Origin of the sequence: Nitrospirillum goiasense, from assembly GCF_034427435.1 — a bacterium.
Taxonomy (GTDB): Bacteria; Pseudomonadota; Alphaproteobacteria; order Azospirillales; family Azospirillaceae; genus Nitrospirillum.
The window spans coordinates 721,493-731,624 of the sequence record NZ_JAXQNP010000003.1 but is presented as its reverse complement, the minus strand read 5'-3'; the positions used below and the strand labels follow the sequence as shown (position 1 = coordinate 731,624).

Annotated in this window: 12 protein-coding genes; 8 read left to right on the top strand and 4 right to left on the bottom strand. The window is 65.6% G+C overall.

Going from position 1 to position 10,132, the window contains the following annotated elements; translation table 11 throughout:
- Positions 1-6: 6 nt before the first annotated feature.
- From ULB03_RS17655 to ULB03_RS17630, 6 genes are all read left to right on the top strand, one after another.
- Positions 7-552, top strand: a complete 546-nt coding sequence (locus ULB03_RS17655) for a hypothetical protein (protein ID WP_322484422.1) — start codon at positions 7-9, stop codon at positions 550-552.
- An 11-nt stretch (positions 553-563) separates the two neighbouring features.
- A complete protein-coding gene (locus tag ULB03_RS17650) occupies positions 564-3,503 on the top strand; it encodes a LamG-like jellyroll fold domain-containing protein (RefSeq protein WP_322484421.1) in 2,940 nt (979 codons plus the stop codon).
- A gap of 14 nt (positions 3,504-3,517) precedes the next feature.
- Positions 3,518-4,312, top strand: coding sequence for a hypothetical protein (locus ULB03_RS17645; RefSeq protein WP_322484420.1), 795 nt, complete (start codon positions 3,518-3,520; stop codon positions 4,310-4,312).
- A 75-nt stretch (positions 4,313-4,387) separates the two neighbouring features.
- Entirely contained in the window at positions 4,388-4,783 is a 396-nt protein-coding gene (locus tag ULB03_RS17640; RefSeq protein WP_322484419.1) for a hypothetical protein, read from the top strand.
- A gap of 58 nt (positions 4,784-4,841) precedes the next feature.
- Positions 4,842-5,258 (top strand): glycoside hydrolase family protein, encoded by a 417-nt coding sequence (locus tag ULB03_RS17635; protein WP_322484418.1) that lies wholly within the window; start codon positions 4,842-4,844, stop codon positions 5,256-5,258.
- A gap of 23 nt (positions 5,259-5,281) precedes the next feature.
- Positions 5,282-5,701, top strand: a complete 420-nt coding sequence (locus tag ULB03_RS17630) for a 3TM-type holin (RefSeq protein WP_322484417.1) — start codon at positions 5,282-5,284, stop codon at positions 5,699-5,701.
- A 74-nt stretch (positions 5,702-5,775) separates the two neighbouring features.
- On the opposite strand, the gene ULB03_RS17625 is transcribed toward ULB03_RS17630, so the two are convergent.
- The 4 genes from ULB03_RS17625 to ULB03_RS17610 form a co-directional block, all read right to left on the bottom strand.
- A complete protein-coding gene (locus ULB03_RS17625) occupies positions 5,776-6,903 on the bottom strand; it encodes a beta/alpha barrel domain-containing protein (protein WP_322485223.1) in 1,128 nt (375 codons plus the stop codon).
- A gap of 185 nt (positions 6,904-7,088) precedes the next feature.
- Complete coding sequence (locus tag ULB03_RS17620; RefSeq protein ID WP_322484416.1) at positions 7,089-7,592, bottom strand: periplasmic heavy metal sensor; 504 nt, start codon at positions 7,590-7,592, stop codon at positions 7,089-7,091.
- Entirely contained in the window at positions 7,589-8,119 is a 531-nt protein-coding gene (locus ULB03_RS17615) for a hypothetical protein (RefSeq protein ID WP_322484415.1), read from the bottom strand. Before ULB03_RS17615 ends, ULB03_RS17620 begins: the two co-directional genes overlap by 4 nt.
- Positions 8,119-8,706: an RNA polymerase sigma factor gene (locus ULB03_RS17610; RefSeq protein WP_322484414.1), complete on the bottom strand. Its 588-nt coding sequence runs from the start codon at positions 8,704-8,706 to the stop codon at positions 8,119-8,121. Before ULB03_RS17610 ends, ULB03_RS17615 begins: the two co-directional genes overlap by 1 nt.
- A gap of 146 nt (positions 8,707-8,852) precedes the next feature.
- Here ULB03_RS17610 and ULB03_RS17605 point away from each other — a divergent pair, with 146 nt between their 5' ends.
- Entirely contained in the window at positions 8,853-9,260 is a 408-nt protein-coding gene (locus ULB03_RS17605) for a hypothetical protein (protein WP_322484413.1), read from the top strand.
- Positions 9,257-10,105: a hypothetical protein gene (locus ULB03_RS17600; protein ID WP_322484412.1), complete on the top strand. Its 849-nt coding sequence runs from the start codon at positions 9,257-9,259 to the stop codon at positions 10,103-10,105. The genes ULB03_RS17605 and ULB03_RS17600 overlap by 4 nt, the downstream gene beginning before the upstream one ends.
- Positions 10,106-10,132: the final 27 nt, after the last annotated feature.

Sequence of the window (10,132 nt, the reverse complement as noted above, 5' to 3'; positions counted from 1 at the left end):
GCCGTCATGACCCAATACACCACCGGCACCATCACCCTCACCAACGGCAGCGCCACGGTCACCGGCACGGGCACCGCGTGGCTGGCCAACCTGGCGCCGGGCGCGCTGCTGACGGTCAGCGAGGACGATCCCGTGGGCGTCGTTGCCGCCGTGACGGCCGACGGCAGCCTGACGCTGGAAACGCCCTGGCCCGGCGCCTCGTACACCAACACGGCCTATGAGGCGGTGCGGGACTTCGACCCCTCCACCGGTGCGCCCCTGCTGTCGCACGGCCTGCGCAACACCAACGTGGTGGTGAACCGCGCCATCCTGGCGCTGGGCAAGCAGACGGCCACGACGGTGAACGCCTACGTCAACGTCCAGGCGGCCCAGGCCGCCGCCAGCACGGCGACCGCGCAGGCCGGCATCGCCACCACCCAGGCATCGGCCGCCGCCGGCAGCGCCGCCGCCGCCCAGTCCACCGCCGACAGCATCGACGGTCTGCTGGTGAGCATGGCCACGGCCTTCACCGACAGCCAGACCCGCTACGTCACCGCCATCGCCTTCAAGTAAGGGGCCCGCCCATGACCGATCTCGCCACCCAAGTCGCCGGCCTCACCACCAGCGTCAACGCGCTGACCAGCGCCGTGAACGTGGCCAAGGCCACCCTGGACGCCTCGGTCAGCGCCGCCGGCGCCAGCGCCGCCACGGCGCAGGCGGCCGTGACCACCGCCGCGTCCTCGGCCGCCGCCGCCCAAAGCGCCCAGGCGGCGGCCGTGGCGGTCAGCGGGCTCAGCAGCCTCAACAGCTTCCTGGGCCAGATCCAGGCCGGGGCGCCGGCTGCTGTGTTCTGGTACGACACGACGCGGGATTGGGACGAGGGCGCATGGCGCAAGCGCTGCACCTGGCAGTCCTACATCAATGAACCGCTGAATACCGCGACGCGTGGTGCGCGGGCGTCGATCCCGGCGGAAATGCTGATCATGGCCACCGCGACCACGGTGACGATCTATGACGCCGACCAGGCGACGCCGGTTATGTGGATGGTGGTGCCAGCGGCATTTCTAGGGATCGTGTCGGGCGCCGCCATCACCTGTGTCACGGCGCGGGATGGCGTGATTTATGTTGGGTCGTCGAGTGGCGCCGATGGGCGTCTCGTATCGATCGATTTCCTGCGGGATCGTGGGGTGATTTGGACTACCGGCGGTCAATACTGGTACCCGGGCGGCATCGCCAGCCGGTCGGCGCCAGGCACTGTGTACGCCGTCATCGGTACCCCTGGCGTGGGCGCCAGCAGCGCTATTGCCGCCGTCGCCGTCACGGTGCTGCCCGGTGCCCCCCTAGACCGCGCCACAGGCCTGCCCAAACCCACCGTTGCCGTGGCGACGGTCGGCGGGGTGAGCGTGATCCACCAGTCTGGGCAAGTGGCCAGCATCACAGTGAGCGGCGGCTACCAGTCAGCGATCATCACGGACGGCCGCCTGCTTGCCACCGTGCTGGGGCGGACCGACTACGGGCCGGTGCCCTACGCAACACTGGCCAACAGTGCATGGCGCCTGGGCTGGTACGACGACAGCTCATCCACTCCCCGCCTGCTGGCGGCCAATCAGCAGCGCATGGCGACCAACGCCATCGCCATAGGGGGTGTCAGCGGCCTGACGCTGATGGCTGAGGAGCCGGTCAACCCCGCCAACGGCATGGTCGCGTACGTCACTGGCAGCGGCAATACGGCCAACGGTGGCGGAGCTTTCAACAGCGGGTGGATGGTGGGCGACTGCCGCTTGGCCCTGGCCACAACCAGCACGGCTAGCACGACGGGGGCCAATATCGCCAGTTGGACCAGCGCGGCCGGCACCACCGGGTGGAGCACTACGGACGGCAATCTGACGCTGTCGATCAGCGGCTCTGACCTGCAGATGACCGAGACGTCTGCGACCGTGACAGCGAGCAAGGCGATTTACCAGTTGAGTGGCTGCGTCGTGGGGCAGACCTATCTGGTTGCTATCAACATGCGGCGGGGTACTGTCGGCGCGATTATGCGGGCCGAGGTGACGGACAACGGCGCGACAATGGCATTGGCCGGCGGCTACACGACCAGCACAACTGCATCGACAGTGCTCATGCAGTTCCGCGCCACGGACCCATCACCCAAGGTGCGCATCAACTTCGACGCGCCGTACACCGCCGGTCAGACGGGGCTGGTGACCAGTGTTTCGGTCGACTTGGCGGAGCCTGACCGCTCAGCCCAGGCCATTGGCATGCGTGTCATCGGCGCCCTGAGCAAGTCGGTGGTCGCATCGACGGCCGACCTGTCGGCGTGGTCGGGCTTCTCGGCCAGCAACTACTTGCTGCAGCCCTACAACCCGGCGCTGGATTTCGGTGCGGGCGATTTCTGTGTTGGCGGGTGGATAAACACGTCCGATACAGGATCGCATTTCATGACCCGGGTGGCGGTGTCCGCGGGCGCTTACACGTCAACGCCGGGCTGGAGGGCCTTCATTTCCGCTGGCCAAGTGGCGTTTGATATCTCCGCTGACGGCTTCGCTACAGTCAATCGTGTAACATCAGCGGTCGCCATCAGTGGTACAGGGTGGCGTCAGTGGTGGGCCGTATCCCGTAGTGGATCGCTGGAGTTGTGGCTGGACGGCGTCCGTGTCGCAACCGCCATCCGCACTGTCGGCACCCTGAGCAATACGGCAGCCCAGTTGTGGATAGGCCTGACAGGCCTCCTGACGCTCCCGGCCGGAGGCACCAGCCTGGCTCAGCTGCGCCTCAGCACCACGGCGCCCACCCCCGAGCAGATCGCCCGCATGTACGCGGATGAGCGGCCCCTGTTCCAGCCGGGCGCCAAGTGCGTGCTCGGTGGCACCTCCGCCGCCGTCCAGGGGCTGGCGCATGACCCCGACACGGGCGCGCTCTATGCCGCCAAGGGCGACGGCACATCGGTGTTCCAGGGCCTCGTCCGGACAACGCATCTGACCGGCCTCGCGACCACCGGCAACAGCGACAACCACACGGCCGTCGCCGCGCGCCAGGGCGGCTATGTCATCGCCACGGCCAATCAGGCCGTGGCCAGCCTGCCGTCCATCGTGTTCCGCGACCGCATCCTGGCGGATCGCGTGCCGGTGGCGCCCACCGATGCCAACCGCGTCGTCTTCCCGCCGGCGGTCACGACGGATGCCACACCAACGGTGATCGCCCGCCTGCCGGTGGCCGAGGGCGACGAGTTGCAATTGATGGTGGACGTCGAGGCCACCGAGTACGGCGCCGCCCCCAGCGAGCGCATGGGCTATCAGCGCCGGGCCAGGGTCTACCGCCTGCCCAACGGTAACGTCACGGTGGCGGCCGTCCAGACGCTGGGCACCGACTATGAGAGCGCCACCACCACCGGCGACGTGACCGTGGTGGCCGATACCACCTCCCAGACGGTCTGCATCCAGGCCACTGGCGTGGCCGCCAAGCGCCTGGCCTGGGCGACCCTGGTGCATATCAACCGCGCGGGTGCCACCCGCTACGCCGCTTGAAGGAGGGGCCGACCATGATCCGCGCGACCGATATGACCGACGCTTTCAAGGGTGACAGCCTGGTGCGCCGCTGGTGCCTGGCGCAGGGCCACCCCCGTTGCGCCGACCACCCGGTGGAGGTCGCCAGCGCACCGCTGGCGGACATCGCCGCGCAGTTGGCCATCAACCGGGCCGTCCGCGCCGTGCAGGCGCAGGTCGACGCCTATGACGACGCGGTCCTGCTGGCCAGCCGGCCGGAGCCGGATGCGACTGTGCCGTTGTTCGACGCGACCGGCGCCGCGGTGGGCGACCAGCCCAACCCGGCCCATGCCGCCTGGGTAGCCGCCGGAACGTTGGTGGCCAACACCCCGGCCGACCTGCTGCACCTCATCCGCACCCGGGATGACGCCCTGGAGCGCGACCCGGCCACCGGCCTGCCGTTGGAGGCGCCGTTCGAGCTGGTGCCGCCGGCGCTTCCGACCTTCGATCCCGCCACCCAGACGGTGGACCTGGTCGCGGGCGCGTGGTCCGACGCCCGGCCCCTGACGGCCGAGGAGGCCGCCACCTGGCGGGCGCTGATGCTGATCCGCTGGCCCCGGGTCATGACACCCCGGGACGCCATCGTCTATCTGCTGACCCCGGCCGAATGGCTGGCCATATCCACCAGCGCCGACCCCGAGGTGCGCGCCACTCGCCAGGCCGCCCTGGGCGCCAACACCATCGACCTGGACAACCTAGCCACGGCGGCCGCCCTGGCGGTGTTTGAGCAAGCCGGCCTGCTGACGGCGGAGCGGGTGGCGGCGGTTCTTGCCGGCAAGCGGGTGGTTTGAGAGTCCGCGGTGCCGCCTTTCCTATCGCCTGCTTCGAGGTGGGCGTCCCCCTTACTGATTCAGAACGGTGACTATATGGACATCGGCACGGGTGAGACCCCGCTGGCGATAAGCGCCACCCTGGGATCGACGCTGGCCATCGCCGTTTCGGCCTTGGCGCATCGCAGTTCCCGCAGGCGGCGACCGGAAGAGGATGAGGACGGCGGATTGGCGGAGCGCGTGGCCGTTCTAACCAGTCGTCTGGAGCGGGCTGAGCGCGACATCGCCAATGACAAACAGGGCCGTCAGGCTTTCGTGGCCGCCCAGGGTGAAATGAAGGCCGTTGCGGTCCAGTTGGCCACGCTGGCCAGCCAGATCGAGGCCCTGGGCGCGAAGCTGGACCGTCAAAGCCAGAACCTGACACGCGCTCACGAGCGTATTGACGATTTGCATCGGTTGGTCGCCAGCCAGTTGGCGCAAGGCGTGATTTGATCCGCACCTTCCTCCGCCACTTTGCCCACCAAACCCTTAAGACAACGGATGGCGTGAAATGACTTTGGATCCGATGGCGCTGGCCGCCGATCTCAGGCGCGACGAAGGTGTCCGCCTTAAGCCCTATACGGACACGGTGGGCAAGCTGACCATCGGTGTTGGCCGTAACCTCAGTGACGTCGGCCTATCCGTCTCCGAGGTCGACGATCTGCTTGCCCACGACATTGATCGAGTGATGGCGGACCTGGATCATTCCATGCCGTGGTGGCGCACCCTCTCTGAGGCGCGACAGCGTGCCCTTGCAAACATGGCGTTCAACATGGGGGTATCCACACTGATGACCTTTCGGACGACGTTGGCCCACTTGCAGGCCGGGAGGTTCGAACAGGCTGCGGATGCCGCTTTGGCTTCGCGTTGGGCCAGCCAGGTCGGCGGGCGGGCCCAGCGCATCGCTGCGCTGATCAAGGCAGGCTGAACTGTTTCCGCTGGAGGATCAGCATGGGTATTTTGCAGGATATTCTCTCACCGGCCAGCGGCGTCATCGCGCCGGTTGTAACCAAGCTGCTGGATTTCATCCCCGACCCAACCGCGCGGGCCCAAGCGGAGGCCGCCGCGTACAAGGAGGCGGCCGACCGTGTCCAGCAACTGGATTTGGCCCAGGTGGAGGTCAATCGAGGTGAGGCGGGAAACAGCAGCGTTTTTGTGGCCGGCTGGCGGCCCTTTATCGGTTGGGTATGTGGGGCCGCTCTGGCTTACCAATACATTGCCATGCCGCTTTTGGTTTGGGTGGCCGATCTCGTCGTCGGTCACGCCGTTCCCCGGCCCCCGACCTTGGATGACCAGTTGACAACCATACTCCTCGGCATGTTGGGGCTGGGTGGTCTTCGCACTTTGGAAAAGATGAAGGGCGTCCAATAGGCTCTTTTAACATCGAATGCCCCCGGGCGGTTCTCTTTGAGCAATCGAAGAGAACCGCCCGGGGGCTTTTTTCTTTATCGCTTGAGCAGGAATTCGCGTCCCATCTTGACGCGAGCCACGCCATCATATGCGACGATGTCGGCGGTGGCATAGGTTTCGCCCCAATGCTCAGGCAGGAAACTGCCGGTTCCCACTACATCGATCGGGGCTTGCGCATCCGCCATCACCCGGCATTTGGCCGGGCTGAAACCACTGGATGCCACGATTTTGACGGTGTGGAAGCCCGCTTCGTCCAAATGCTCACGGACCCAATGCAGGCCCGCGGCGGACACGCCGGCGCCGATCAGGTAGCGCAACTCCGTCTCATCGCGATAGCCGCGAATGCTGTCCGGGGCGCGGCGTTCGAGCACGGCATAGCTCTGCGGCGGGTCTAGTCCTTCGATGAAGCGTCCACCCGGCGTATCCAGCCGAACCGATAGTTTGCCGGCGGCCGCCAACTCCGGGAAGCGTCGGCATACGGCCAATGTGTCACTGACTTCCCGCCCGAAATAATCCACCAGCACGGTCATGGCTTCGTTGGGGAAGGTTTCATTGTACAGTTCGGCCGCCTTGACCGTTGAGCCCGCGTAACCAATCAAGGCATGCGGCATTGTGCCGAACCCCTGGGATTGGCCAAAATAATGAGCGGTGGCATCGGTGGCGTTGCCGATGAAGCCGATTGCACCGGTTTTGCGCTTGGCGCGCTCGGAACCGACGCTGGCGGCGTAAGCCATGAGGTCCGCCATTTCGGTACCGGCACAATGGCGGGCATCCATGGCCAGGAAGGCGGATTTGGGCAGGCCCGCACTCATTACGAAAGCGTTATGAGCGGCGACGCAAGCCGGCCCCAATTTCATCAGGAACAAGGTTTCCAGTTCCGCGAGTTGCGAGAACGGGCCCGTGATCCACATCATGGGTTCGCCGGCACCGACCCATTGGCCTTCATGGAAGCGAACCTCGATTTCGGGGGTGAAGCCGCGCTCGGCTGCCACCGACCTCAGCCAGTCCAAGGCCAAGCGGGGGGCGAACACCACCGGGCGCCGCATGAAAACGGCGTAGGTCACGGGGACGTCGCCGTGGCGCTCCACGATCGTGCGGGTGCGCTTGAAATAGACGTCGGTCCATTGCCCAACCACTCCGGCGGGCGGCCACGGCGTCGCCATCGCCTGTGTTCTCGGGATACCTATGGGGGCGGCCTGCAAGGGGGCCGTTTCATCCATTTTGTCCGCAGCCACGTGGCTATCCTTCCGTCGTCCTCAGGACATGCGGGTGGGATCATAGACGATGGTCGGTGGGCAAGGGCAAGCGATGTCGTGAAGCGATGCGCCAAATGCCTCACCAATCCATGTCATTGGGGCTTTTCAGGGGGCGCTGACGGCGGCGTTTGGCCATAGGCGCGGGCGTAAGCGCCCAGGGCGGTGTCATACACGCCTTGCTGAATCTCAGCGATCAGGGCCCGGACGCGGGCGAAGGCGGCGCTGGCCGCCGCCGCGTCGAAGGGCTGCGCCTTCAAGCGTTGCACGGCTTCACGCCGCGCATCCCTTAATTGCTGAAGCTGGATCTGCGCCAAATCCTGGCGGGCGGCGATGGCGTCCTTGAGGAAAGGCAGCACCTGCTCCGGTGCGTTCTTCACGAACATGTCATAGGGACCGGGCCGCGGACCGGCGTTGGGGTCCGGGCGGTTGACGTTGGCCCGGGCAAGGGTGCTGCTGCCGTCCAGGCGTTGGCCCAGGACCATGCCCGCGACAAGGAGATTGATCGAGACGGAAATGATCAGCAGGACGATCACTACCTTGGAAAGCGAGCCTCCCGATGAAGCGCCCAAGTCCGAATGCGCACGCCCCTCGGTCACTGCCCAATCTCCGTGTCGATTTCGGTCATAGCCTTCATGTATTCTGTGGTGGCGGTGGCGTCGGTGGATGACAGGGCAATCGGGGAAACACCGTGAACCCCCAGCACGACGCCCAATGCCGCCGCGGCCAGTCCGGAAGCCAGCGCGGCGGAAATGCTACCGCCCCAAAGGCCGCCCCACGTTCCCCGGCCACCGCCGGCCAAGATGGGCGTGCGGCCGGATCGCCACCCGCCACCCCCTGCTGGAAGCCGCTGGTCAGCCGGGCGCTGTTTTGAAGAGCGCGCCTCCCCCGACGCGGCGGGAATGGCGAGAATGGCGCGCCGTAATTCCGCGCTGGCCTGATCCAGGGGCATGGCGGTGAGCGCCTGTTCCATCAAGCGCGCCTGGGCCATGACAGCCTGCGCCGCCGATGACCGGGCCAGAAGCGCCATAGCCCGTGGCCTGTCGGCGGCCGGCCACAGGTCGGCGTCCGGCCCATGCAGGTCGATCAATTCCTCAAATTCCGCGATCATCATCATATCGTCCATTATCGCGGTCCTCCCGTCCGTGAGCGCCGTCCGTCCTGGGCATCAGAAGGGGCGAGGGGCGCCAATGTCGCCCTCAAGGCGCGACGCGCCCGTACGAGCAGGGTTTCCAGCGCGCCCACGCTCACCTCCATGGCGGCAGCGGCTTCGGCATTGCTCAGGCCTGCATCATAGCACAGGGAAATGGCCGCCCGCTGCCGCTCCGGCAGATCATCGACCGCGCGGGCGACAAGCCGCCCCAGTTCCGAACGCTCCACCAGGGCGACGGCGTCCAGCGACGGATCAACCGGCTCCGGCACGCTCTCCAGAGCGTCATGCGCGGGCCGGCGCTTCCGGTCCAGGCAGAGGTTCATGGTGATTCGGTAAAACCAGGTCGAGAACCGCGCTTCCGCCGGCCGGAACCGTTCGGCGTGCTGCCACAGACGCAGAAAAGCCTCCTGCGCCACGTCTTCCGCTTCAGCCGCGCCGCCGAGGACACGACGGGCCAATGTGACGGTTCGATCCAAATGCCGATCCGTCAGCACGCGAAAGGCTTGCGCGTCGCCCTGGGCAACCCGTCCCACCAGGTACTCATCACTGCTGGTGGCCAACCCATGGCCATCGCTTCGCTGCACAGGCTCGCCTTTGCCGCCACTGGTCACAGGCAGCCCTGCCAGCCGCCCCACCCGCTTAGTTAGACCAATCGTGGCCGGTACGCCAGAGAGGTCGTAACCCCCTGTGCCGGTGGGTGAGGCGATTGCGGCAGCCGGATGTGAGGTGGCATACGAAGGCATGGGCTGATGTATCCCTTGCGGTCTTTGGCCTGCCCCAAGTCGTGATCATCAGCGTCGACGCCAAGAACACTGGAAGGACAGGCCACCGAAAGGCCGCCGCCAATGGTGGCCTTGAACTTGGGATTGATACGTCCCGCGCTGCCATAACCCTGCGCGATCCAAGGCGGGACTCAAATGCGCAGGCGGCGACCAACGACAATTTTGTCGCTACCCGCATAAGTAGCGTTCGCAATCAGTTAATCAATGTGACCAAATATGATATCGTGCTTGCAAGGGCGATTTGTCGACTGGGGCGCTGCGGCATGGTGGCGAGTGGCGGTCGTAACGGGGCTGTGAACGGGGTTGTGGCTGCGGGCGGGCTGTTTTCATGAGCTTGGCGGAGCGGGAACGGAAGACCAAGGGTGTCGTCTTCGGACGCAGCCTCAACCACCGACCGGAGCCGGTGGCGGGGGAGAGTGTTTCCTCGCCCTTACGGCTGACGGATGTGGAATATTTCACCCTGCCGCAGAAGTCCTGGCGCGACCAGTTGCGGCTGTTCCTGCAGGCCAGCGGCCTCTCGACCATTCCGATGATGACCCGCCTGCGCTGGCAGGCCCATGACATCATCGAATCGCTGCAGGCGTCCCTTCTTGGCAAGGGACGGGCAAAGCGGGCCGCCGTTTCCCATCCCGTGCAACTGCTGCCGGCGATGGAATTCCTGATGGGATTGCCGCCGGATTTGGATGTGGAGCGCCGCATGATCCAGACCTTGGTCGGCCGGGCGCTGATAGATTATCGCAAGCGGATCAGCGAGGAGCGGGAGAAGCCCTTTCTGTTTGCGCGCGAAGCGTCGAACTACTTCTATGCGGGATTCAAGGAGCAACAGCTCATTTCCAAGGTATCATCGCCCAGTGAGCAGTTTTATATCGTTCAACGCATTTATAACAATTACTACTATTTCCGGCTTTTCTATATCTGCTCAATCATGTCCCGGGAGCCGGCGGAAGGGGCGAATAAGCTCTTTTCCAAATTCATGCGCTCGTCCTTCTTTCTGTCGACCGTACAGGACGATGGCACGCTGGCGGCGAAGCCGTCCTACCGCTCCCTTCCCCCGAAAGACCACGTCGTCTACTTGGCCAAGCGCGATCACGCACTGCAGGCGCGGCTGCGGGAGGATCAGGGCTTGCGTACCGAGTTGCAGTCCGTCCTGCGGTATTTCCGCCCTTTGCGGAGCTGAGGCCAAAACGCGGTAAGGAGACTTGGT

What these genes read in the sequence shown, in the direction of transcription:
- ULB03_RS17650 (WP_322484421.1), top strand. Translation starts at nt 564, where the DNA reads ATGACCGATCTCGCCACCCAAGTCGCCGGCCTCACCACCAGCGTCAAC.
- ULB03_RS17640 (WP_322484419.1), top strand. Translation starts at nt 4,388, where the DNA reads ATGGACATCGGCACGGGTGAGACCCCGCTGGCGATAAGCGCCACCCTG.
- ULB03_RS17645 (WP_322484420.1), top strand. Translation starts at nt 3,518, where the DNA reads ATGATCCGCGCGACCGATATGACCGACGCTTTCAAGGGTGACAGCCTG.
- ULB03_RS17600 (WP_322484412.1), top strand. Translation starts at nt 9,257, where the DNA reads ATGAGCTTGGCGGAGCGGGAACGGAAGACCAAGGGTGTCGTCTTCGGA.
- ULB03_RS17630 (WP_322484417.1), top strand. Translation starts at nt 5,282, where the DNA reads ATGGGTATTTTGCAGGATATTCTCTCACCGGCCAGCGGCGTCATCGCG.
- ULB03_RS17655 (WP_322484422.1), top strand. Translation starts at nt 7, where the DNA reads ATGACCCAATACACCACCGGCACCATCACCCTCACCAACGGCAGCGCC.
- ULB03_RS17625 (WP_322485223.1), bottom strand. Translation starts at nt 6,903, where the DNA reads ATGGCGACGCCGTGGCCGCCCGCCGGAGTGGTTGGGCAATGGACCGAC.
- ULB03_RS17635 (WP_322484418.1), top strand. Translation starts at nt 4,842, where the DNA reads ATGACTTTGGATCCGATGGCGCTGGCCGCCGATCTCAGGCGCGACGAA.
- ULB03_RS17615 (WP_322484415.1), bottom strand. Translation starts at nt 8,119, where the DNA reads ATGGACGATATGATGATGATCGCGGAATTTGAGGAATTGATCGACCTG.